Source organism: Candidatus Edwardsbacteria bacterium, from assembly GCA_018821925.1.
Classification (GTDB): domain Bacteria; phylum Edwardsbacteria; class AC1; order AC1; family EtOH8; genus UBA2226.
In genome coordinates this window covers 1-25,761 of the sequence record JAHJLF010000055.1, presented here as the reverse complement: position 1 = coordinate 25,761, position 25,761 = coordinate 1, and the positions used below count along the sequence as shown (strand labels likewise).

General features: G+C 51.8%; 17 protein-coding genes. 16 read left to right on the top strand and 1 reads right to left on the bottom strand.

Features of this window, described 5'->3' with window-relative positions; genetic code table 11:
- The 14 genes from KJ869_06660 to dinB form a co-directional block, all read left to right on the top strand.
- The coding region (locus KJ869_06660) for a T9SS type A sorting domain-containing protein (GenBank protein MBU1576873.1) at window positions 1–1,341 on the top strand (1,341 nt) is incomplete at its 5' end.
- Window positions 1,342–1,700: 359 nt separating this feature from the next.
- The gene (locus KJ869_06655; protein MBU1576872.1) at window positions 1,701–5,912 is read left to right on the top strand and encodes a carboxypeptidase regulatory-like domain-containing protein; all 4,212 of its coding nucleotides are present in this window, start codon (window positions 1,701–1,703) and stop codon (window positions 5,910–5,912) included.
- Window positions 5,913–6,199: 287 nt separating this feature from the next.
- Window positions 6,200–7,705 carry a T9SS type A sorting domain-containing protein gene (locus KJ869_06650; protein MBU1576871.1) on the top strand — a complete coding sequence of 502 codons (1,506 nt, stop codon included), beginning with the start codon at window positions 6,200–6,202 and terminating at the stop codon, window positions 7,703–7,705.
- A 4-nt stretch (window positions 7,706–7,709) separates the two neighbouring features.
- Window positions 7,710–12,503, top strand: a complete 4,794-nt coding sequence (locus KJ869_06645; protein MBU1576870.1) for a T9SS type A sorting domain-containing protein — start codon at window positions 7,710–7,712, stop codon at window positions 12,501–12,503.
- A gap of 85 nt (window positions 12,504–12,588) precedes the next feature.
- Window positions 12,589–13,536 carry a hypothetical protein gene (locus KJ869_06640; protein MBU1576869.1) on the top strand — a complete coding sequence of 316 codons (948 nt, stop codon included), beginning with the start codon at window positions 12,589–12,591 and terminating at the stop codon, window positions 13,534–13,536.
- Between the two features lie 136 nt (window positions 13,537–13,672).
- Window positions 13,673–14,215, top strand: a complete 543-nt coding sequence (locus tag KJ869_06635) for an HAD family hydrolase (GenBank protein ID MBU1576868.1) — start codon at window positions 13,673–13,675, stop codon at window positions 14,213–14,215.
- Between the two features lie 3 nt (window positions 14,216–14,218).
- Window positions 14,219–14,965 carry a glycosyltransferase family 2 protein gene (locus tag KJ869_06630; GenBank protein MBU1576867.1) on the top strand — a complete coding sequence of 249 codons (747 nt, stop codon included), beginning with the start codon at window positions 14,219–14,221 and terminating at the stop codon, window positions 14,963–14,965.
- Window positions 14,958–15,788 carry a glycosyltransferase family 2 protein gene (locus KJ869_06625; protein ID MBU1576866.1) on the top strand — a complete coding sequence of 277 codons (831 nt, stop codon included), beginning with the start codon at window positions 14,958–14,960 and terminating at the stop codon, window positions 15,786–15,788. The genes KJ869_06630 and KJ869_06625 overlap by 8 nt, the downstream gene beginning before the upstream one ends.
- Window positions 15,785–16,549 carry a glycosyltransferase family 2 protein gene (locus tag KJ869_06620; protein ID MBU1576865.1) on the top strand — a complete coding sequence of 255 codons (765 nt, stop codon included), beginning with the start codon at window positions 15,785–15,787 and terminating at the stop codon, window positions 16,547–16,549. Before KJ869_06625 ends, KJ869_06620 begins: the two co-directional genes overlap by 4 nt.
- Window positions 16,539–17,648 carry a glycosyltransferase family 4 protein gene (locus KJ869_06615; GenBank protein ID MBU1576864.1) on the top strand — a complete coding sequence of 370 codons (1,110 nt, stop codon included), beginning with the start codon at window positions 16,539–16,541 and terminating at the stop codon, window positions 17,646–17,648. Before KJ869_06620 ends, KJ869_06615 begins: the two co-directional genes overlap by 11 nt.
- Entirely contained in the window at window positions 17,645–18,664 is a 1,020-nt protein-coding gene (locus KJ869_06610) for a glycosyltransferase family 9 protein (protein MBU1576863.1), read from the top strand. Before KJ869_06615 ends, KJ869_06610 begins: the two co-directional genes overlap by 4 nt.
- Before the next feature lie 25 nt (window positions 18,665–18,689).
- Window positions 18,690–19,328 carry an endonuclease III gene (locus tag KJ869_06605; GenBank protein ID MBU1576862.1) on the top strand — a complete coding sequence of 213 codons (639 nt, stop codon included), beginning with the start codon at window positions 18,690–18,692 and terminating at the stop codon, window positions 19,326–19,328.
- The gene (locus tag KJ869_06600) at window positions 19,312–20,031 is read left to right on the top strand and encodes a hypothetical protein (protein ID MBU1576861.1); all 720 of its coding nucleotides are present in this window, start codon (window positions 19,312–19,314) and stop codon (window positions 20,029–20,031) included. The genes KJ869_06605 and KJ869_06600 overlap by 17 nt, the downstream gene beginning before the upstream one ends.
- 15 nt (window positions 20,032–20,046) lie before the next feature.
- Window positions 20,047–21,213: a DNA polymerase IV gene (gene dinB, locus KJ869_06595; protein MBU1576860.1), complete on the top strand. Its 1,167-nt coding sequence runs from the start codon at window positions 20,047–20,049 to the stop codon at window positions 21,211–21,213.
- A 149-nt stretch (window positions 21,214–21,362) separates the two neighbouring features.
- Here the strand turns inward: dinB and KJ869_06590 are convergent, their stop codons facing one another.
- Complete coding sequence (locus KJ869_06590) at window positions 21,363–22,313, bottom strand: ROK family protein (GenBank protein ID MBU1576859.1); 951 nt, start codon at window positions 22,311–22,313, stop codon at window positions 21,363–21,365.
- Window positions 22,314–22,533: 220 nt separating this feature from the next.
- Between KJ869_06590 and valS the strand changes: the two genes are divergently transcribed.
- Both valS and KJ869_06580 read left to right on the top strand, forming a co-directional pair.
- Window positions 22,534–25,164 carry a valine--tRNA ligase gene (gene valS / locus KJ869_06585; protein MBU1576858.1) on the top strand — a complete coding sequence of 877 codons (2,631 nt, stop codon included), beginning with the start codon at window positions 22,534–22,536 and terminating at the stop codon, window positions 25,162–25,164.
- Between the two features lie 16 nt (window positions 25,165–25,180).
- Window positions 25,181–25,761: CsgG/HfaB family protein (locus tag KJ869_06580; GenBank protein MBU1576857.1), on the top strand; the 581-nt coding region annotated here is incomplete at its 3' end.

Below are 25,761 nucleotides of genomic sequence, written 5' to 3'. Positions count from 1 at the left end.
GCCATCCGCACCGACATCCTCAACAAGATGTTCATCTGGCTGATCGGCCACGACCATCCCTACGACACCATCCAGACCCCGGTGGCCGGCCAGGTCTATACCGGCGACAGCGTTCCCATCGCCTGGCGGGCCTATGCCAAGGGAGGCACCACCATCGACACCACCTGGGTGGAATACTCCAACAACGAAGGCGCCAGCTGGAATACCCTGCTTAAGACCACCTCTCTGGTTGCTTCGCCCTACGATTGGGACATCACCACCCGGGAGAACGGCAGCAAGTATCAGGTAAGGGTCAGGGTTCAGGACAAGGGCCTTTATCCGGCCATGAGCGGCTTTGACACGGTGGGCAACTTTACCATCAACCGGGTGGGCAACGACTTTACCGGGCCGCTCATCGTTCCCGGAACCATAAAATTCGCCCGCAACCCGGTGGGCAATGCTGCCGGCAACGGCTTCATTGTTTCCTGCGACGCCTCCGATTCCAGCACCGGGCTTTCCGGGATTGGCGCAGTCAGATGCTCGGTCCGGGTGGGCGCCATCTCCTATGTAGGCAACCTTTCTCCCACCGACGGCTCCTGGGGCAGCGTTTACGAGAAGGCTCACGGCGGAATATCCACTGTAGGGTGGCCGGTAGGCACCTACACCGTCTATTTAAGGGCTCAGGACAATTCGGCGGCCAAATCGGCCTTCAACTGGGGGGTCTTGTCCAACACTTCCCTGACCGTTCTAAGCGGCATCAGCACCCCGGGCGCGGTCTCGCTCTCCTTCTTCAACCATCTGGTCTCCACCCAGGGTGTAACCCTCAAATGGGCCACCCAGTCCGAGCTGGATTCCGAGCTTTGGGAAATAGAGAGAAGCGCATCAGCCTCCGGACCATATGTCAAAATTGCCGAAAAGGAGGCTCAGGGAACCACCAACCAGCCGACCGAGTACGACTACTTTGATGTTTCGGTCGCTCCTCAGAAGGTTTACTATTATCAGCTGGTGGAGGTATCCAGGAGCGGGGACCGGACAGCTTACGGGCCGATCGAGGTCAAAACCCTGGGGCCGGCATTACCGGCATCATTTGCCCTGGGGGCTCCCATACCCAACCCGTTCTCCGGCCAGGCCGAGATCAGATTCCAATTGCCGGTTGCGTCAAATGTCAGCCTGAAGATCTATAACATCACCGGACAGTTGGTCAACACCCTGGTCAGCAACGAGGCCAGGCCGGCCGGCTATTATTCGGTTCCCTGGAACGGCAAGAACGACAGGGGCCAGGCCATGTCCAACGGGGTATATTTCTACTCGCTGGAGGCCGGGAGCTTCAAAGCCACCAAGAAGATCACCCTTATCAAGTAGCCATCCTTAAACTGAGATTGACGCCCCTGAAGGCAGGGGCGTCAATTCGTTTTAGGCTGCTAATAAACTGTTGGCAAATTTTACTTTCGTCTATTTCCTGTTATCCCAGTCCTCAAATTGTCATTCCCGTGAAGACGGGAATCCAGTAATTTCAATAGGTCATGGGTTCCTGCTTCTGCAGGAATGACGAAAAAGAGGACTTTATAAACAGACTCTATTTAATTGCCAGAGTAATATTATAGGCCCCGAACGGGCTGTGGTTTGAAACATGAGAGCAAGGAAACTGTTGACATTTAAGGGCTTTATGTCTTATACTTAAAGCTGTTATGAAAATATCCATCAATAATTCGGAGGGACCCATGAGAAAATTTTTGTGCATCGTATTTGTTTTATCGCTGGCGGCCGGCTGGGGAATGGCCCAGTCCGACAGGGCCACCATCAATGCCGGAGCGTTGAAAACCGACCTGCTGTCAAACAACCTGATGGGGGATACCACCGCCGCCCAGTATCTTCCGGCCGGATTATATCCCTATCACGACGCTAAATCCCTGCTGAAACTGGGCAGTCTGTGGCTGGGAGGGTCCATCGACAATAAAAAACATTTCGGGGTCAGCGCCGGATATATTGATAGAAACGGCCTGATCAGCACCGAATGGAATAACGATGGCAGCCTGATATCAGCCAATATTCCGGGCGCTGTTTCGCCCTTTGAGCTTTCAGCCGGTTTCGGGGACACCAGCGATGCCGCCAACCAGGGAATTAAGCTGGGCATCAAAGCCGACCTGACGGTGCATCAGTGGAGCTATTCGCCCATAGACAAATTTTACATTCTGAACTATAAACTGGAGAATGTGGGGGGCGAAAAGGTGGACAGCCTGTATGCCGGGCTTTACCATCTGCCCACTGTTTTCCGGGATGCCGCCAATAATTCCTCCAACCTTGACTTCTGCGGTTTTGACAGCTCTCCCGATCCGGTCAACGGGGGGGGGCGGAACCTGCTGTGGATCACGGCCGATTCGGTCTCCTGCTCCAACAGCTACGGGATCGATCCCCAATTTCTGGGCATCAGATTGTTGCAGGCGGTGGACCCCTCTGGCAGCCCGGCCGGGCTGAGCGGGGCTTCCAGCTGGTTCGGCATCAGGATGGAACCATACAGCGACGACGATCCCCTGAATCCCTACAGTAAGTATTTTTACCTGAGCCGGAATAAATCGGATGTGGCCGATGTCCAAAAGGTCAATGCTCCGGTAACCACTTTCGATACCCTCAGCCTTGATTTCTTCGGCCAGGTTATCACCGATGTGGAGGGAGTGTGGGACGTCAACGACACCAATCATCTGGGCCTGAATTATTACACCGGAGGATCGTTCGACGCCGAAAAGGGTCTGATCTATCTGGGGACGCCCAAAGCCGACCGGACCGCTCTGATCAACAGCGAGGAGATATGGCCCAGTGATACCCTGACCCTGACGGTCTCGGTGACCCCGGTGGCCTCGGTGGCCGGAGTTTATGACAATCCACTGGATACAGGCGTCAACTATTACACCGGAGGCAGTTTCGATCCGGCCAGCGGCCTGATCACCCTGGGCACCCCCTATTACGGCGGCGCCCAGCTGTATGTGGATTATTATTACCGGATAAACAATGTGGCGGTATCCTATAATTATTATTACAACAAGGTCATCACCACGCCCTGGGACAGCTACACTCTGCAGATAGATCCCTATGCGGTTCAGAACGTGGAGGGGGTCTATTGGGCTAAGGACAGCTCCGGCACCGGCACCAATTATTATGCCGGAGGGTCATTTGACAAGTCATCCGGGATGATCAGCCTGGCCGTGCCGATTGATCTGGATACTTTGGTTTTTGAAAGGTATTCGACACTTATGCATGATGCATCCTGGCTTCCGCAGGATGATACCCTGGACATATCCGAGCTAGACCTGTCCAAAATAGTCGAAATATTAGGGGTTTACGACGACAGCAATACCGACCGATACCCAGGAGGCAGTTATAATCCGGCCACTGGCACCATTACCCTGGGCATTCCCTTCTCCTCGGACGATTATCATAGTGTTTGGGTAACATATCGCTACCTGGGACTTCCAAATGTCTGGGTAAAAAATTACAAGCCGGAACTTTCGACCAAGAATGTTCTGACCTCGGTCGGCCCCTGGACCATGGATCCGGGCGATACGGCCAGGGCGGTATTTGCCGTGGTGGCGGGAAACACATTATCCGAACTCCAGGCAGCCTCGGATTCTGCCCTTTATATCTGGAATAATCCATCGACATCCGTATCTGCTATTACCGGGTCGGTTTCCGGTATGGTGGAAAGGACAGCCGGAAGGGGGCCGATCTCCGGGGCCAAAGTGGTGGCCTATCAGGGGGTGGCGCCCATTGACTCGGCCAATACGGATAACAACGGACGGTATTTCATCAGCAATATCTCCGGCGGGCTTTACGATTCGCTGATGGCCTCGGCGGTAAATTACCTGCCTGCCAGCTTGAGCAATGTTACCGTTACCAATGAGCAGAATAATGGGGGAAACAATTTAGCGTTGGTATCCTCCCGGGCCGACCTGTCGGGCGCTATTGTCCGGGCTGATGGAATCACTCCGGTAAAGATGGCTCGGGTCGATATCCGGGGCACCAATAGTGATTCCACTTTTTCCGATGTTTCCGGGTATTATCAGTTTTCAAACCTGAAAACTACCGCCGGGGACACCCTGATCTTCTCTGCTCCTTACTGCCTGACCGACACGGTGCCCGGCATCATTTTGGCTGAGGATTCCGCTTCGGCCTGCAATCATACCATGCATTCCCTGACCGGCTGGATCGACGGCCGAATAACCAAGTTAGACGGCATCACTCCGATTGCCGGGGCGTCGGTCAAAGCCGCCAGGCCGGCCGATACCGTTTCCACCGTAACCGGTTGGGACGGCACATACAGCATTCCCGGCCTGACCTCTGACACTTACACCGTTTTGGTTTCTGCCGCTTGGTTTGCTCCCGATTCGATGCCCGGGATTGTGATAGCGGCCGACTCTACTGCTTTGGTGAACCTGTCGCTCAAGCAGGCCAACAATATCTCCAGCCTGATCTGGCGGAAAAAATCAACCATGCCCTCTTGGAGATACGGAGCCGGAACCTGCCAGGTTCAGGGGAAGGTCTATGTATTCGGGGGGCGCGACTATTTGGGGGCCACCAATACCGTTTTCTGCTACGATCCGGCAGCCGACACTTCCCGGGGCGACCCCTGGACCAGCCTGTCCGACATGCCGATTGCCCGATACGGGCTGGGGGCGGCCGCGGTAGGGGACAGCATCATCTATGTGATTGGCGGCTACGATAACGACAGCCTGCCGCTGTCAACAACTCACGCCTACCTGCCAGCTTCAAACAGCTGGGTAACCGGCCTGCCTGCTATGCCCACTCCACGGGCATTCATGGGGGTGGCCAGCATCTCTGATACGGTTTATGCCGCTGGAGGGCTTAACAATACGGCTGCCGGGCTGGATACGGTGGAGGCCTATCTGGTATCTGCCAACAGCTGGATAACCCCCAAGGAACTGCTGGGCGGCAATTCTTTTGGCCGGGCCGGAATTGGGTTTGCAACCTTAGACAGTTTGGGCACTAAACGGGTTTATTCCATCGGCGGGCAGAGGGTGGATGGCTCCATTCTGCAGACCAATATCAAATATAATCCCATAACCAATGCCTGGACCATCAGGACTGCGCTTCCCTGGTTATCTGCCTACAGTTCAGCGGTTGCTATAAATGACTCTTTGTATCTGATAGGCGGCAAAAACATAGCTGACGGCTACCTAAAAAAGATCGGCGTTTATAACACCTTTGCCAACAACTGGTCAACGGCCACCGATTACCCGATTACGGCGGCCTACCTTTCAGCCTCGGCTTTGGATTCCGTGGGCATCTGGGTTATGGGCGGCAAAACGGCCGATACGTATATTTCCGATGAAATATACTTTGGCTACAAGGCGGGCGGGATAACCGGCCTGTGCAATACCACCACCAACGGCCCGGTGATCGGCGCCATAGTCAGCGCCATCTCCGGTTCAAAGGTTAAAAACACCGAAGCTACCGATAATAACGGCTACTTTACTTTGGCCGGACTGGAGCCGGGCTTATACAATGTCCATATCTTCAAGGCCGGAGTGATGGATACCATTATTTCGGATTTGGTGGTGCGCTGGGGCAGGGTCACCAATGCTCCTACCGTTACCGGGGTGGCCGGCGGCAAACCGGGCGTGGTGGTCTCAACTTTCGCGTTGCATCCGGCCTATCCCAATCCGGCCAGGGGTTCCTGCAATATCAATTATCAAATACCCTCTAATTCAAGAGTAGAACTTGCAGTATACAATGTTCTGGGACAAAAGGTAAAAACGTTGGTTTCGGGCAACAAGTCTGCTGGCAGCTATTCAATTAAGTGGACGGGGGATGACAGCCGGGGACAAAAGGTGGCCAACGGCATTTATATCTATAGATTGCAGATGAACTCCGGAACGGAAAATAAAACTGCCACCAAGAAATTAGTGTTGCTCAGGTAAGGATTTATGCGCCGTATAAAGATATCTTTATACGGCGCTTTTTTGCTTGACAAATTCCAAACTTTAAGATAACATAAGAAAAATTGAACGATAAGAGGTGCCTTATAGCCGGAAAAATGTCAGTATCACAGTCATCTTTGTTTTAAATGGTGAGCTATGGATACTGGCTATGCTGTAAATTATCGTCGTTATGAAGCCGGTATCCAGATGATACCGGCTTCATTTTCATTAATTATATCAACCGCAAATAATAACGGTGATTCATGAGATGCATTAAGTTTATTTTTATGTCTGTCGCGGTCGCTGGATTTGCTTCCCTTCTGTCGTATGCCCAGGTTTGGACGGCCGACAGCAACCTGACATATTCCGACGGCGGGTCCTACACCGCAACCAACAACAGCCACAGCCTGGCTGTTTTCCAGAACCGGATATATCTGGTCTGGTACGATTTCTATTCAAGCCCGAACAACATGGGCTGCCAGGTCAGATTCAAGCGATACGACGGGAGCGCCTGGTCGGCCGACACCACTGTCGGTTTGATCGGCAACACTAGGCTAAACAACTGGTATCCCTCCTGCGCCACGGACGCTGCTGGAAATTTCCATTTAGTATGGGAAACCAACGAATTCACCACCGATATAGAGAACTTCGAGATTGCCTACCGCAGATATAACAACAATTACTGGACCGCAACTGACAGTCTTACCGCCAGTTCCGGACCGTCATCCAACCCCACGATCGCCGTTGCCGGGGACGGCCGCCTGTTCGTCTTCTGGCAGGATAAGAGGAGCGGACTTTATCGGATTTACTATAGAACCTACGCCGGCTCCAGCTGGGGCTCGGAGGGCATCCTGGGGGAGAATGCTGATTATTGCGGGATGCCGAGCGTTGCCATGTGCCAGGGACTGCCGGCAGTGGTTTGGGAGGACTTCAGTTCCGGGACCTTTCAGGTGCGGTTCCGCAAAATGTCCACCGGCGGCTGGGAGGGCGACAGCCTTATCAGCCACAGTTCCTTGGGGGCTTTCAGCCCGGCCATAGCCGCCGATAATTCCGGCAACATCCATGTGGTCTGGCAGGACTGGTCGCTTAACAGCTCAAAGATATGCTACCGGAAGTATTCCTTCCTGTCAGGGAATTGGGGCCAGGAAACGGTCCTCAGCGGCGCCGCTTTCCGGACGGAAAGCCCGGTAATAGTCTGCCGGGATAGTTTGGTGGATGTCTTCTGGTCGGATGACCGCAGCGGCTACTATGAGATATACCGCCGGCAGAGCGCCAACGACAGCTGGGGACAGGAGGAGCCGGTGACCAATCAGAGGGCATCGGCGGTATTGCCTTCTGTGGCTGCTGATTCACGGGGAAATATGCATCTGGTTTGGACCGGAGATCAACCGGTAGTCAATAAAAGCCCTGATATATTCATTAAAAGTTTATTTATAGATCCCTGGCCCCCGAAAGATGGTGATCTGTCAGACAGTGATGCCAAGCCTTGGTGCAGTATCACAACTTTTCCCAACCCGACTTCGGACCGTTCGACCCTGAAATATTTGATCACATCCCCGGCCGGTAGCCTGCCGCGGCAACTCTCAATATCATATAACTGCAGGATGGATGTTTACAATGTTACCGGCCAGCTGGTCAATACGCTGTTCAGCGGTAATTTAGCCGAAGGGGAACACTCCCTAGAATGGAATGGCAGGGACCGGGCTGGCCAGAAAGTGCCCAGCGGCATTTATTTTGCTAAATTGACTTCCGGGACGGCCTCTGCGATGGCAAAAATAATGGTAGTGAGGTAAAGGAATGAAAAAGTATATAGCGATCGCCGCCATTGTTCTTTATTTTTCGGCTACGGCCCAGGCCGATATTGATATTATCAAATCCGATGAAGCCGGCATGGTTCTTGAGTTCGGGGCGGGGAATATTAAAACCGCTCCAGTAATTGCTGACAATAAAACTTATTACCAAATATCGGTGGAGGGCTGCCTCAATACCATTGACTGCGGGAAACCTTCTTTGCCGCAGTACAGCATAATGCTGGCTGTCCCTTACAATGCTTTGGCAATCATCACCCAGGTAGAACTGCTGGATAGGGAATATATCCCCATTGTCCCTCTTCCCAGTCCGGCCCCGGCCGAGATGGAAAACGGTTTTGTGATCGACCAGACAATATATTCCGGGAGGGCCCAGTACCCCGCTCAGGCGGCCAGCTTGAGCAACCCGGCTTGGGCCGGAAACACCAAGGTATCGACGGCAACAGTTTTCCCGGTCATTTTCGATCCGGCCAATGCCCGGGTGATCTTCAGCCGGAGGATCAGGGTCACCATTGAATACAAAATAATTGGGACCTATCCTCAGGGGATTCAGCCGGCCCAAAGCCAGCTGAACAAAGTGCTGCTGAGAACCGTAGCCAACCCCCAACAGGCTGAAAAATGGGGCTACCGTGCTTTATCCAAGGCCGGCCAATTATCCTGTGACACTATGCCGTATAAGATATTTATCAAAAGCGACGGCATCTATAAAATAGGCTATAACGATCTTCTGGCCGCGGGAATAAATCCCAATCTGACGGACCCCCGGTCATTGAAAATTATAAATAAGGGCCGGGAGGTCGCACTGTACTTCAAAGGCCAGGCGGATGGGGCTTTCGATCCCGATGATTATTTTGAATTTTATGGGCAGGCCAACCGGGGGGACTCCACTTATTATCATCAATTTTCCAATGCCGATGTGTATTACCTGTCATTGACCGGTTCCTACGGCGCCCGGATGACGGAGGAGGACGGAACCCCGGTTTTATCGGGAATGACCCAGGCCAGCCACTTTTCGGAGACCCGCCATTTTGAAAAGGACAGCCTGTTTTACCGTCTGAGCAGTTTGAACAGCGATCAGCACGACCGGTGGTTCTGGAAAAGGCTGGATTATCCGGGAAGCGCGGCCATCGGCCTCGACATTCCCTCCCCGTATATTTCTTCGGGCGACAGCTTCATTATCAAAGGCAGCCTCCACGGGATAACCACAGACTGGCATCATGTTCAGCTGTTGCTAAACGGGTATTTGATAGCCGATCTTACCTGGTATGAACAAACGGAAAAATTATTCATTGCTAAATTCCCAGCAGCAGCAGTCATCAGCGGATCTAATACACTGACGATCAAACATGACACCACTTCCAATACCAGCAACAAGATACTGATCAACTGGTTTGAAATCGATTATAAAAGGGGTTTCAATGTCCCCGGGGGGAACCTGACATTCACCTCCGATAGGAACATTTCCGATTCCCTGGTGCAGTATACCTTAACCGGATTTCCAACCTACACAACCGAGGTTTACAAACTGGGGGTAAGCAAGATCGTCGGCTCGGCTATATCCCTGGGGACCAGCGGTCTGGATTACACTCTGTCTTTTCAGGACAGGATATACGGCGATGAAAAATACTTGGTTATCCTGAGCGATAATAAAAGGAAGCTTTCTCCAGGGGATCTGGTGCCGAACAAAGCGTCAAACTTAAGGGATCCGGCATTCAGCGGCACCAAATATGTCGTCATAACGTCGGATGAACTGAAAGCCTCGGCAGAGAAGATGGTCCAGGTCAGGGGGATAAAATACCCCAATGCGAGCTATGCGCTGACAACGGATATCTACGATGAGTTCAACGATGGAATACCATCGGACAAAGCAATAAAGGATTATCTTAAGCACGCTTTCGATAACTGGTCGATCCAACCGGAATATGTCTTATTGATGGGCGACGGCAGCTACGATCCCCGGAATGTCATCGGAAACAGCAAGCGCGATCAGATACCGGTCCATCTCACCAGGACGGATTATTACGGCGGGATCGCTGATGATGATTATTTTGTAAGGGTCAATGGCGATGATTATTTGCCGGATATATCTATAGGCCGGCTGCCGGTAAACTCCAACGATGAATTTGCCATTTGGGACAATAAAAGGCAGTTGTATGACCAGCGGTTGTTTCTGGACCGGTGGCACAAGGACATCCTGTTTGTTGCCGGCTGGCCCCTCAATATTGAGGACAATTTTTATAGCCCCAGCGATAAACTGGCGGCCATGGTTTCCCCGGTATACGACATTGCCAAGGTATACCACGGTTCTGCCTACCAGAACAAGGAGGACCTGATAAACCGCCTTAATCAGGGGGTGGCGGTAGCGGTGTTTTACGGGCATGGCGGGGCGCAGCTGTGGTCGCACGGGAGCTTCTTCTGGTATTATGATGTTCCCCGGCTGAATAACTGGGGGAGATGGCCCCTGATAGGGTCTTTCACCTGCTCCTCGGGCGCTTTTGAGAGCCCCTTATATACCTCCATAAGCGAATCTTTCATTTTCAATAATGGGGGAGCTATCGGGGTTTACACCAGCAGCGGAGCTTCCTACGGGGATAGCATTACCGGCTGCACTATGGAAAACACCTTTATGGATGCCTGGGATAGGAGGGGGTTCAGGTATTTAGGAGATATAGCATTGTCCTCTAAATACAGCCTGGCCGGGGGATTGCCGCCATCCGGCCAGACCCTGGACATGCTGGCCAGTTATAACCTGCTGGGCGATCCGGCGGTCCGGCTGGCCCTTCCGGATACCGGATTGAGGGTTGAAATATCGCAAACGGCGGTTTTGCCAGGCGATTCCACCCAGATAAAAATAACCGGACCTTTTGGCTCCGGCCTGGCAGTGGTTTCTTTATATGACTCGGGCCGTAGAATTGTTTTACAGAATGCCTTCTCCAGCTCGGCGGGCCAGGCCCAAACGTACATAACTATTCCCGACTCGGCTCTTTCCGGGCAGGCTTACTTGAAGATATACCTGAAAGATGATAACTCCGATTGGGTGGCAGTGGAGTATTTGGGCATAAGCCGGCCGGCCGTATCGGGGATCAAGGTAATTCCTTCCGCCCCCACCGATATTGACAGCATACAAATCACCGGGATCGTCCAGAGCCTTTCGGGCATTGATTCGGTTTGGTGCCGCTGGCGCTGGGGAAGCTATAACGATACCACCGACACCGGTGGCGTTTTTAAGCAGGCCTTGATGTCCCTGTCCGGCGATTCTGCCAGACTGAACAACAAACTGTACCTGACCGGGTTGGAGGGGAACTACCCCCCGCAGTCCGAGATATACCTGGTCTTCCGTATTTTGGCGCAGGACACTTTCGGCAATATTACGACCGGACGCTGGGAAAACCACAAAATACTACGCCGGGCCGATCTGGCTCCCTCCAGCCAGGCTCAGGGATCGGTTTACCTGGGGGGCAAGAGAGTTCTTACCATAAACGCCTCAATTAAGAACCAAGGGGATATTGACGCCGATTCGATCCCGGTATATTTCTATCGTTCAAGCGACGATTCGATTTTGGGTTTCGGTAGTATTGACACCATTGCCGCCGGGAAGGAAAAGAAGCTAAGCCTGCCATGGACGATTGAGGGGGAGTTCACCCAGCTATATTACAGGATAGATCCACTTCGGACACTGATATCGCCGTATCCCCAGGAGGATACCACTAACGACAAGTCGGTGGCCTATTGGGTGCCCTCTCAGGATTTCTATTATTATCAACTGGATGCAAGAGGCAACAATCAGGATACCCTTGATTATTATTCCAAGGCCAAAGCTTTTTTCCCTGATTCCTGCCTGCACGACAGCGCGGTAGCTATTATCGGCCGGAAGCTGTTCGATATAAACGCCATTGCCCAGTCCGGCTTGATCCCCTTTGACAGCTTGGGGCAGGCCTATTTTGTGGGCCTGATAGATTCCTCCCGGGTTTTTGACAACAGCCGGGAATTATGGGTATCCTTAAAGTTGGAGAATATCGACAGCACTACGGACTTGAATAATCTAAAACTTTTTAGACTTGAAGATATTACCGGAATGTGGCAACTCATCCCCTCGCAGATTGACAGCAACTATATCTCCGGATATTCTCCCAAGCCCGGAACATTTGCCGCCATGTATTCCACGGACACTACCGGTCCGCATATAACCGCCAAGGTTGACCAACAGGCGGTAGGCTGGGGGCAGATTATCAGTGTTCCCGATCCCCAATATTCAGTCATGATCGAGGACCGGGATGGAATAAATGTCGATTCAATATGGCTTAAATTGGATAATCAGATTATAAGTAAAGCAAACTACAGCCTGGCGATTAATCCTGATAAAAATTACAGCGTTCAGCTGGTATATTCCGCCAAATTAGATAATGGAAAGCATAGCCTGGAAGTTGGAGCGGCGGATAATTTGGGCAACAAATCTTCTCTTAAAATATTCAATGATGTAAAAATAGAATTCTCCCTTAAAGAAATCGCAAACTATCCCAACCCGGTTAACGGGGATATCACAACCTTTTATTTCTTTGTGGGCGCTGTGGCCGATAGATATGAGGTTAAAATATTTACGGTTGCAGGAAGGCAGATCAAAACCTTCAAGGGTGGATTGACCTCCGGAGTACGCACATTTGAATGGGATCTGTGTGATGATAACGGAAACGGTATAGCTAATGGTGTATATTTTTATAAGGTAATCGTCTTCCAGAACGGCACTAAGCTGGAGAAGACAGGCAAGATGGCTATTCTTCGGTAAAAAATTACGGCAAAAACTTAAAATTGGTGTATGGATGAAAAAAACACTTAGCATCATATTTTTAGCAACATTCCTCTGTGCGAGCATGGCCACTGCTGAGGAATACGGCGGAGAGTTCTTAAATCTTCCTGTGGGGGCAAAAGCCATGGGTATGGGCGGAGCCTTCGGCCCGGTGGCCGATGACGCCAGCGCTTTATACTGGAACCCGGCCGGATTGGGCAGGCTGAAGACCCCCGAGATAATGCTGACACACACTGTTTTATTTGCCAATTTAGCCAGTCATGACTATCTGGCCCTGGTATGGCCAATGAACAGGAAAATAACAGTCGGAGCCGGCTGGATCAGGCTGGGGGTTGACGATATCCCCAGGTTTTCATACACCGTGGGGACCCCGCCGGTGGGATCTTTCGGCGATAACGAAAATGCCTTCTTTTTCTCGGCCGGCGCCTCATTTGATAAAATCACCTTGGGCAAGCCTTGGAAAATATATCCGGGCGGCAGCATCAAATTCATCTATAACAAATTGGATGACAGGCAGGCAACCGGGCTGGGGGTGGATGCAGGAATTTTAATCGATATTGACCTGGCAGAATGGTTCATCCGCCGGGCTGAATCCCGACCTTTGGTTGGCATGCTTCCGGTAGCGATTGAAAATTCCAATTTGGGATTGTTCTCCCTGAGCGCCGTAGCCCAGGATGTCGGCGGCACCAGTATAGCCTGGAATACGGTCAAAAAGCACAACGATGTTCGCCCGGCAATATATAAAATGGGCCTGGCCTATCGGCAGCCGGTAAACATATTTAGAAGTACTGTGACGATAGCCTGGGAGGGATCGACCGAAGATTATCAAAAGGGAAGGCTGGGAACAGAACTAAAATACAGGAATATACTGGCTTTTCGGGCCGGACGGGAACAATCCCAGCCCACCTTCGGGGCCGGATTATCTATCTGGCGGTTCAATGTTGATTATGCCCATAACAGCCATGATCTGGGCAACACCCATCGGGTGGGGGGAAGTTATAAGATGAAGTGAATTCGATGATCATCTGTGATGATTTTGTATAAGCGAGGCGGATAATTACTCCACCTCGCTTTGCTTTGAAAATATTTCTTGCCTGATGGTAAAATATAGGTTATCATACTGATAAATGTAATTGCAGAAGGGGCACATGTCCGTAAAAACTGTTTTCATGGACCGGGACGGGACCATTAATGTTGACACCAATTATATCAATTCTCCCCAACAGTTAAGTTTGCTGCCAAACTCCGGCCGGGCCGTCAAACTGCTCAATGAGAAAAAATATAAAGTTGTGGTGGTCAGCAATCAGTCGGGGGTGGCCCGGGGATATCTGACCCTTAAAACCCTGGGCGCCATTCATCGGAAATTACGGCAACTGCTCAAGAAAGACGGGGCGATCTTGGATGCCATCTACTATTGTCCTTACCATCCTGATGAAAAGACTCCCTGTCGCAAGCCTGATATCGGGATGGCCCGGCAGGCGGAGAAAGACCTGAAAATCAGCCTCGGGAAATCATACATGATCGGCGACAGCCGGGCCGATATCGAGTTTGGGAATAATATCGGGGCAAAGACCATACTGGTGCTTACCGGCAAGACCAAGGGAAGCGAGCCCTGGCTGAAAAAATATAAAATTGACTGTGTGGCCGATGACCTGTTGGGGGCGGCCCTGTGGATAACAAGCGATGGATAAATTATGAACAACATTACAGCCATAATAATCGCCAGGAACGAAGAGCAGAATATCGCTAACGCCATAGCCAGCCTGAAAGACTTTTCAGAAGTCATCGTTATGGATTCGGGCAGTACCGACCGGACAGTGGAGATCGCCAGTTCTTTAGGGGCCATAGTATATCAGACTGACTGGCCCGGCTATGCCCGGCAACGCCAGAGAGCCATCTCGAAGGCAAATAATGAGTGGGTGCTTTTTCTGGATGCCGACGAGGCGCTGGATGACAAGTTGAACCAGGAGCTAAGAAGAATCTCCCTGGCCGGTCCGGCCAGAGGGTATTTTATTAAAAGGGATAATTATTTCATCGGGCAAAAGATAAAACACTCCCGGTGGGGCAATGATTGGCAGCTAAGGCTGTTCCATAAGGGATCGGCCAGCATCCCGGAGGTTGATATCCATGAAGGAGTGTTAATAAACGGTCCGACGGGGAGGCTGGTCACTGGCTGCATAAAGCACCATACGGTTCCGAATCTTTTCCGGTATTTGGAAAAGACCAATGAATATACCTCCCTGGAGGCCAAACAGAAGACCCGGGAGGGCCGCCGATTTTCAGCCTTTAGGCTGTTGTGGGAACCTCTGGCGGAGTTTTGGAAACTTTATATTGTCCTTCAGGGGTGGCGCGAGGGGATCCGGGGCTTGGCCATAGCCGGCCTGTCGGCCCTGGGGCGTTTTGTGGTGATGGCCAAGATCAGGGAGGCCGGAAGTGGATAAAATTTCGGTAATGCTGAATACCTACAATGGCGGGCAGAAGCTGGCCAGCTGTTTGGAATCGGCCCAATGGGCCGATGAGATAGTGGTGATAGATTCCGGCAGCACCGATGGCTCCGTCGAGCTTATTAAAAAACACACCGACAGGTATTTTCACAACGACTGGCCCGGGTACCTGGCCCAGCGGGAATTCGGCATGCAGCGATGCACCGGAGAATGGATATTGATACTGGATCAGGACGAGTATATCACTGACCAATTGAGGGATAAATTACTGGACATCTGCAGTAATCCTGAGACCTACCGGGAATATAACGCCGGTTGGGTAAGAAGGGTGGAACATTTCTGGGGCCGGCAGATCAGATACGGCAACTACAACCCCAGCTATCAGCCACGCCTGGCCCGGAGAGGAAAATGCCGCTGGACCGGGTTCGCCCACACCTGGATAGAGGTAGAGGGCGGGGAGAAAAAGATTCTTAGGATAAAAGAGCCTCTATGGCACGATGCCTATAACACCCCTTTTGATTATTTCAACAAGATTAACCGCTATTCCGAACTGGATGTGGAGGAGCGCCTGCCAAAGGGATACAATCCCAGCCTGGCCCGGGTAATATTTTCCCCATTGGGAATGTGGTGGAAATGCTTTATAGTTCACAAAGGATACCGTGACGGGGCTCACGGTTATATGAATGCCACCGCCATGATGGTCTACTGGTTCTTCAGGCTTTCCAAGGCCTGGCATTGTCGCTGGCTGGAGAAGAATCGGCCCGATACCTGGGAAGACTATCAACGGAAGACAGGCAATGACCGGGGGCCTAGATCATGAGAATATCGGCAACGGTGATAACTAAAAATGAGGAAGGCAATATCGAACGGTGCCTTTCCGCATTGGATTTCGTGGATGAGATCGTGGTGGTTGATGCCGAAAGCTCGGATCGCACGGTGGAGCTGGCTGGAAAATTTACGGAGCGGGTCTATATCAACCTCTGGCCGGGACATATCCAGCAGAAGAACCACGCCATAGAATTGGCCCAGGGTGAATGGATCCTGTCGGTGGATGCCGATGAGGTGATAACCCCGGAACTGAAACAGGAGATACTGGCCGCCAAGAAAAACCATGATCAGGCTATCGACGGTTATCACATTCCCCGTCGTTCCAATTTCATCGGAAGATGGATAACCCATTGCGGATGGTCTCCCGATTACCATCTTCGGTTGTTCCTGAAGAGCAAGGGTCGTTTCGGCGGGATGAACCCGCACGATATAGTTGTTTTGAAGGGGACCACGGCATATTTCAGACAGCCCATGCTGCATTACACCTATCCATCATTAGAAATATATTTATCCAGGCTGAACAGTTACACTACCATTGCCGCCAAGGAACTGAAAACCCGTAATAAAAGGTTCCGATTAAGGCATATAATATTGTCACCCCTGGCCACTTTTTTAAAAATGTATATACTTAAGGCCGGGTTTATGGACGGGTGGGAGGGATTTATGTTGTGCGTTCTTTCGTCCTATTACGTGCTGGTCAAATACCTCAAACTTTGGGAACTGAACCTTCAGGAAGTTATGAGTGAAAATTAATATCGTACATGTCTGCAGTTCAGCCTCCTGGGGTGGAATGGAAATGATTGTAGCCCGCCTTGCCTATTTGCAGAACGTCCTCGGTTACCAGGTAACGGTCGTTTCGGGGAAAGATACTCCACTGTCCACCAGATGTCAGGAACTTGGTATTGATAACCAACCGATCATTGCCAACAGTTCTTTTGGCTTGAGCGGTTTTTCTCGTTTTCTGAAGTATGTAAAAAAGACCGAGCCCGATTTAATTCATGTCCACTACTCAAAGGACCTCAACCTGGCTGTGCCGGTTAAGCATCTCACCGGGGGGAAGATCGTCTTTACTAAACATCTGGGATCCTATATCAAAAAAAAGGATCCCTGGCACCAGTTTGTGTACCGGGGGGTTAACCGGGCTACGGCTATCTCCCGGCTTATAAAGGACAACCTTATCGAAACGACCCCGCTTTCCGAGAGAAAAGTAGATATCGTCTATTTGGGCACCGATACGTCCAGATTTATTCCGGATTTTATTCAGAGAAAGGCGGTTCGAGATGAACTGGGCATATCTAACGATACTATCCTGATCGGCATGATGGGCCGGATATCCTACGGCAAGGGTTATGAGGATTTTATCGAAATGGCCCAAGCTCTGTCCGGAAAGAATATCGAATTCCTTCTTATTGGCGGGCATAGCAAGAACGAAGACGATTACGGCAGTAAGGTCGAAAGGGATATTAAGGATAAACTGGGCCCCAGGGCCCATATGACCGGGTTCAAAGATGACCGTGAAAGGTATCTGCAGGCTCTGGATATATTTGTATTTCCTTCTTATGCCGAATCCTTCGGTTTGACTCTGACCGAGGCCATGGCCTGCGGGCTTCCCTGCGTGGCCTACGGCAAGGATGGCGTCCTGGATATAATAGAAAACAGGAAGGACGGTCTGCTGGCCGAGGTTAGGAATATAAAAGATTTGATCCAAAAAACAAGCATTCTTTTCGATGACGAGGGTCTGAGGATAAAACTGGGCAAGGCCGGACGGGAGAAAGTAATGAATAGATTTTCCGATTCCCAGATGTTACTGGGGTTTGAAAGAATATATAAACTATCGCTGGACAATCAATGAAGCTGGATGCGAAAAAGATACTGGTTCTGAGAATGAGCGGTGTGGGAGATGTATTGTGGACCACACCTTTTTTGGCCAACCTGAGAGCGGCCTATCCAGCAGCGCACATCTCCTACATGGTCAAGGAGTTCTGCGCTCCGGTGCTGTATAATAATCATGATATTGATGAGATCGTTATATTTAAAAAAGATAAAATCTTCAAGCAGTTATCATTTTTAAGAAACCTTAGAAAGGACGGGTACGATCTGACCATAGACCTGGTAGGAACGCCTAGAACTGCCATCCAATCGGTGATCTCCGGGGCCGGTAACAGGATCGGTTTCGATTTCGGCTACCGGAGATTCTTTTACAGCCACCTGTTGAATGCCAGGGCCGCAAACTACGGTCATGAAGTTGAGTTCAACCTTTCGGTGCTGAAATATCTGGGGATACCGGTATCACGGAAAGACCTGGTTTTCAACCTGACGGATGAGGAAAAGAAATACCAGCAGGGTATTTATAGATCTTTGGCGTTGGGCGGAGACCGGGTTATCGGCTTGATCCCCACCGGAGGATGGGCCTGCAAGCGATGGCCGATAGATAATTATATAGCTGTGGCTAAAGCCCTGTCGTCCGACCCCAATAACAAAATACTGATATTCTGGGGTAGTCCTTCGGAAGAGACCGATGCCAAAGTCATTTTATCAGTCTGCCAGTCGTCAAAGCTGATCCCCAGAACCAGCCTGCGGCAGATGGCGGCCTTGCTTTCCGGCTGCGACTTAATAATCGGCAATGATTCCGGCCCGTTGCATATAGCCACCGCCTTTAAGATCCCGGTGATTTCTTTTTACGGGCCGACCGTTCCCAGAAGCCAGGGGCCATGGGGCCAGGGGCATGTCGTGCTTCAGGACAAGCAGCTGGATTGTCTGGGATGCAACCGGATGGACTGCCCGGACCCCAAATGTATGGCCGGGATCCCTCCCGACAGGGTCATCAAAGAGGCGCAAAGATCATTATATAATGCCGGAAAAACTTAGACCATCTATCGAAAAAATAAATGGAATGCTCAATAGATATTATGGGCAGCCCAGATGGACCGCTTCCCGTCCGCTGATGGATGTTTTGGTGGAGACCATTTTGTCCCAGAATACCAGCGACAGCAACAGTCACCGGGCATTTCTGGCCTTGAAGAAAAAATACCCCCGCTGGGAGACCCTGGCCGGCGCCGAGGCCGGCAGCATAGCTCTGACCATCAGGGCCGGAGGACTGGCAAATATCAAATCGCGAAGGATCAAGGAGCTGATTTCATTCATCGTTGGGAAGCAGGGGAGGGCCGGGCTGGAGTTCCTGAAAAAACTGCCCCGGGGGGAGGCCTATCAGTACCTGCTGGCGATCAAGGGAGTGGGCCCCAAAACCGCCGCCTGCACCCTGCTGTTTGGGGCCGGGATTCCGGTCTATCCGGTGGACACTCATATCTATCGGGTTTCAAACCGGCTGGGCTGGGTGAGGAAAAAAGAGGACCGGGAAAAATTTCAGGACCGATTCCGCAAGCTTGTCCCGGATGAGATGGTTTATCCCCTGCATCTGAACATAATTGAGCATGGCCGGAAAATCTGCCATCCCCGGAAACCGGAATGCCCCGGATGCCGTTTAATCAAGTTATGTAACTGGAAGGAGAAAACCCATGAAGCGGTATATTAACGCCGATGTGATGGGCTTATTGATCGCAGGATTGATCCTGGGATGCAATGCTCAGCCCAAAAAGGCTGATTTTCAGGCCCAGAAGCCGGTAGTGATAAACATCCTGGCGGACAGCACCATGCCCCCAGCGGCCAAGGACACCGTCAAGCCGGCGGAGAAACCAGATTCTCTTAAATATGGCTTTCAGATCCAATTTTCCGGCCAGGGCGAGTTCCATTTCTATGACGACAATGACCGGCATACCGGGCCGGCCACTCCCGATGAATACCTGCCCATCGTGGAGGCCCTTTTAAAGCAGCCCAGTCTGCATGAACAGGAGAGGGCCGGCCTGGAGAACATCAAGGCCAAGATAACCCGCACCGGAAGCGCCGCCGAGTTCGCCACCACCCGAAAGATACCGAATCTTTCTTACCAGAAGAACAGCGATGGCTCGGTTAATGCTGAGTACAAGGGGGCCGGGGAGATCACGGTGCGGATCAGACCCGGCGGCATCAGCCCCATCAAAATGTCTTTGAAGATATGGAACGACAAATTGATAAAAAATGCTGGATATGACATCCCTCCGGCCATCGGCCGGAGCGGCCAGCTGGCGGTATCGGCTCTGATGGACGATTTTGTGATATCCTGGGATGTCAACGGAGACGGCAAGGACGACAGCGAGCTGGAGCCCCGGAAGCTTGACAGCGCGGCGGTGGCAAACTAAACGAGGAATATGTAAATGCCCAGGCTGATTGCCCATGTGGATATGGACTGCTTCTTCGCGGCGGTCGAAGTGCTGGATAACCCGGCGTTAACGGGCAAGCCGGTGATCGTGGGGGCCGATCCCAAAGGGGGCAAGGGTCGCGGCGTGGTATCAGCGGCGTCATATGAAGCTAGGAAATTCGGGGTTCACTCGGCCCTGCCGGTCTCCCAGGCCTTTGCTCTGTGTCCCCAAGGGATATTCCTGCCGGGAAGGATGCGGCGATATTCGGAAATATCAGATAAAATCATGGAAATACTGAAAGGCTTCACTCCGCAGATCGAACAGATCTCGGTGGATGAAGCCTTTTTGGATCTAAGCGGCTGCCAGAGGCTTTTCGGGGAACCCCGGGAGATCGCCCGGAAAATAAAAACGGCCATAAAATCTCAATTATTCCTTACTGCATCGGTTGGCATGGGGTCCAATAAATTGGTGGCCAAGATCGCCTCCGACCTGCAGAAACCGGACGGACTGGTGATAGTGCCCGAAGGCGGGGAGAAAAAATTTCTAGCCCCGATGGCATCGGGAAAATTGTGGGGCGTCGGGCCAAAGACGGCGGATAGGTTAAAACAAATGGGGGTCGAAACAATCGGGCAGCTGGCCGAATATAACCCCAAAAGACTGGAGGTTGTTTTCGGTAAAATGGGGGCCTATCTTCACGAACGGGCTAACGCCATAGATGAAGATCCTGTCAGCCAGGGAGATCAAGTCAGGTCCATGGGCCGGGAGCACACTTACGACGAGGATACCGGAAGCAAAGAGGATATCCACCGTACGCTTTTGACCCTGTCCGAGCAGGTGGCCACTGCCCTGAGGGCCGAAGGGGTAAAAGGGCGGACCATCACTCTCAAACTGAGGTATCAGGACTTCGAAACCCATACCTACGGCAGGACGGTAGAAAATGCAGTTGACAACGCCATCGAGATCAATACCATAGCCCGAATGCTTTTCGACAAGAACTGGCAGACCTTTCGCAAGATCCGGCTGATAGGCGTATCGGCCTCCAATCTGAACCAGGGAGAGGACCAGCTGGGCTTGTTCGACGATTCGCAAAGTAAAGTTAAGAATGAGAAGCTGGATAAAGCAGTGGATGAAATAAGGGAAAAATATGGCAGAAAGGCCGTCAAACGGGCGGGGGAGATGTAGAGTGCTAATCGGGGCAATATTATTAGGCTTTTTTGCCACCAAGACACTAAGGCACCAAACTGAATTAGCTCTTTGATTACGGGGTTTTAATAAACTTCGTGTCTTTATGGTTAATGGTTTCTTATATTTGATGCCGTGATTAGTAGGATTTATTTGGCAGAATATCTATAGACCAAGATCGCCGCCCCAACGGCCCCGGCCACGGGACCTAGTCGGGCGGTTTTTATTTTCAAGCCTTTGGCATTATACGGCATCACTCTTTTATGCATCTCCTCCTTGGCCGGGTCAATTAAAAATTTTCCGGCCTGGATCACTCCGCCGCCCAGCACGATCACCTGGGGGTTAAAAATATTGGCAATGCTGGCCAAGGCGACGCCTAGTATCTTCCCGGTCTCGAAGAATGTTTTGACTGCGGCAACCTCGCCCCTTTTGGCCCGAACCGATATTTCAGCCACGGTGAATTCTGAATTTTGAATTCTGAATTTTGAATTCAGGGAGCGGTAACGCTCCATTATGGCTTCGGTGCCGACCATCGCCTCCAGGCAGCCGTGATTGCCGCATTTACAGCGCGGGCCGTCCATCTTGACCGTCATATGGCCCAATTCACCCGCCCCGCCATGAGCCCCGGTCACCAGCTTGCCGCCGATTATTATTCCCCCGCCCACTCCGGTGCCGATGGCCAGCCCTATCACCTCTGAATATCCTTTGGCCGCTCCAATGGCATATTCGGCGGCCACCAGGCAGTTGACGTCATTTTCTATCAGGATCGACAGATCTATTCCGGACATTTTGTTTCTGATCAATTTCAGCAGGGGAACCGCTCCCTGCCAACCGGGAAGATTGGGGGAATTACGCACCATGCCGTTCTCCACCAGCCCGGCTGAACCGATGCCCAGAGCCGTTATCCGGCGCCTTGATCTTTCCGCGGCGGCCAGGTTGTTCTTGATCGAAGAAACGATGTTGTCGACCACTCGGGAGATACCCAATCCGGCCTGGGTCGGTATCTGGCCTTGGGTGATGATCTTATTGAGGACAGGATCGAATATAACGGATTTGATGTTGGTCCCGCCCAGGTCCAGCCCCAGAATTGCCTTTCTCATGGTCTTCCAATCCAATATGTTTCCGAAAGAGTATCATAATCATGAAATAATATCAAGCAGATATTGCGATGCACCAGCTATACGCGGCCCTTTTTAACTTGACTTGAAGATTTTATTTAAGGTAAAATGACGATCAAAGCTATAAATTACCGCAACACTCAAACCACCGGATATTGTATCATTGCCGGGATTTCTATATTTAAATCAGAGATTGGATTATATGGGAAAGATACCAGAAAAATACGAGTTTGCCGAGATCGAAAAAAAGCTGATGCAGCGCTGGCTGGATGAGAAGATGTTCCAGTGGGACGAAAACCGCGGACGCAATGAAACGTTCGTGGTTGATACTCCGCCGCCCACGGTAAGCGGCTCTCTGCATGTTGGCTCGGCCTTCGGCTACATCCAACAGGACGTGATCGTCCGCCAGAAAAGGATGAAAGGTTTAAATATATTCTACCCCATGGGCTGGGATGACAACGGACTTCCCACCGAGCGGCGGGTGCAGAATTTCTACAACGTCCGGTGTAACACCCATCTGCCGTATCAGCCCGGCTTCAAACCCAAGAACGATAAAAAATCTCGTCCCGAGGAGATCAACCGGGACAATTTCATCGAGCTCTGCCACAATGTCACCGGAGAGGACGAAAAGGTCTTCAAACAGCTATGGCAGCACCTGGGCCTGTCCATCGACTGGCGGCTGGAATACGCCACCATCGACGACCTCTGCCGGAGAACCTCGCAGCTGTCGTTCGCAAAGCTTTTTCGTGACGGCCATGTCTACTCCATGTTTGCCCCCCATCTGTGGGATGTTGATTTTCAGACTGCGGTATCACAGGCCGAAGTGGAGGATAAAAATTTACCGGGATTCTTCCATAACATCAGATTTGGAGTAGAGGGTGATTCGACAGGCTCATCACAAGCGGCATCGTTTGTCATTGCTACCACCAGGCCGGAATTGCTGGCCTCCTGCGTGGCGGTGATCGCCCATCCCGATGATGAGAGATACAAATCGTTGTTCGGCAAAAAAGCGGTGACCCCGCTGTTTCATGTTCCGGTGCCGATCATTGCCAACGACAAGGCCGATCCCGAGAAGGGCACCGGTATCCTGATGGTCTGCACCTTCGGCGACGTCATGGATGTCGAATGGTGGCGCCAGTACAAACTTCCACTCAGACAGACCATAGGCCGCAACGGCCGGATGATGCCGGTACAGTTCGGTACCCAGGGTTGGGAAAGCCTGGCTGTGGACAAGGCCAATGAATTTTACGGACAGATCTCCGGAAAGAACATCAAGCAGGCGCAGGCTGCAGTAGTTCAGATGTTGAGAACCTCAGAGGCTGAGGCCTTGCCGGGACTGGGTGTGCCATTGACCGAGGAGCCAAAGCCCATCGAGCATCCGGTAAAAATGTATGAGAAGGGCGAGCGCCCGCTGGAGATAATCCCCACCCGTCAGTGGTATATCCGGATAATGGATAAGAAAGAGGCCCTGATAGAACAGGGCAACAAGATCAATTGGCATCCCGATTTTATGAAGGTTCGCTACGAGAACTGGGTGCAGGGCTTGAACCAGGATTGGTGCGTCAGCCGCCAGCGGTATTTCGGGGTGCCGTTCCCCATCTGGTACAAGCTGGACTCAGAAGGTAATCCCGACTACGAAAATCCCATTCTGGCCGATGAAAAAATGCTACCCACCGATCCCCAGTCGCATCCCGCCCCGGGATTCGATGAAAGCCTGCGGGACAAGCCCAACGGTTTCACTGGCGACCCCGATGTGATGGATACCTGGGCCACCAGTTCCATGACCCCGCAGATCGCCAGTCACTGGGCGCTGGATGATGGTCGCCACGGCAAGGTGTTTCCCATGGATATCCGCCCCCAGGGGCCTGAGATCATCCGCACCTGGGCCTTCTACACCATAGTCAAGGCTTATTTGCACGAAAACCAGATCCCTTGGCATAGCGTGCTGGTTAACGGATGGATCCTGGATCCCGACCGTAAGAAGATGTCCAAAAGCGTAGGCAATGTGATCACCCCGGAACATCTGTTGCAGCAGTATTCGTCGGATGGGGTCCGCTACTGGTCGGCCAAGGCCCGGCTTGGGGTGGATACCGCCTACGATGAGGCCATGTTTGCCAACGGCAAGCGGCTGGTCACCAAGTTGTACAACGCCTCCAAGTTCGTATCCGGCCACCTGCTGAACCAGGATCTGGCTTCTCTGACTTCGGACAGGATCACCGAGGAATTGGACCGCAGTTTTATGGATCATCTGCTGCAGGTGGTGAACAAGGCTGGCAAGCACTTTGATAATTTCGAATACGCCGATGCTTTGCAGTATACCGAATCATTCTTCTGGGAAAAATTCTGCGATAATTATCTGGAGTTGGTCAAGGTACGGGCCTATCAGGAGGAGATGACCCCGGGGAAGATCTCGGCCCTGGCCACCCTGAAATTCACCCTGTCGGTTCTGTTGAGGCTGTTCGCCCCGTTTGTCCCTTTCTTTACCGAGGAGGCCTGGGGCTGGATATTCGCCTCGGAGCAAGGCCGAAATAAATCGATACACACCTCTGCCTGGCCGGAAGAGAAGGAATTCTCCGGCATAGCAAAACCAGGGGTGAACGATGCTTTCGGGGCGGCCATGGAGGTCCTGGCCGCGGTCCGCAAGGCCAAGAGCGAGGCCAAGGTCAGCGTCAAGACGCCCCTGAAGAGCCTAACAATATCGGGTGATAAGGAGGATATAAAGGTCATAAAATTGATCTGGAATGACCTGTTGCCGACGGCAGGTGCCAATGATGCTATAACAATTGAGGGCAAGCCGGAAGGCAGCAGGTTCGAGATCAAAGCGGAACTCTAACTATAAAAGGAGTAAAATGAAAAAGGCGGCGCTGGTTGTTGGTCTATGTCTTTTATTGACCGGCTTGGCCATGGGCGGTACACAAAAAACCACTATCTCGGTGATGGACCTCAATACCTCTTCGGGCCTTTCTCAGAAGGAGCTTTCCCTGCTGACAGACAAACTGCTGAACAGTTTGGTGGAATACCGGGTTTACGATGTGGTGGAAAGATCAAAAAGAGACGAAATCCTCAAAGAACAGGGCTTCCAGATGACCGGGGCCTGCAGCGAGGCCTCCTGCCTGGTTGAAATCGGCCAACTGCTGGGCGCCCAGAAGATGATCGGCGGCACTATCGGTAAATTAGGCGCTATCTATGTGGTGGAACTGCGGATGATAGACATCCAGAGCGGCGGCATAGACCTGTCTTTCTCCCGTAATTACGGGAAAATAGCTGACTTGCTAAGCGCTATGAAGGAAGCGGCCGAGATATTCTCCTCCTGGAAGCCGGGGGCCGGCCAATCCGCCAAACCGGGCGGGCTTTTTGTAGTCACCGAACCCGACGGCGCCAAGATCCTGGTGGACGGCAAAGAACATACTGGTTTGACTCCGAACCTGAT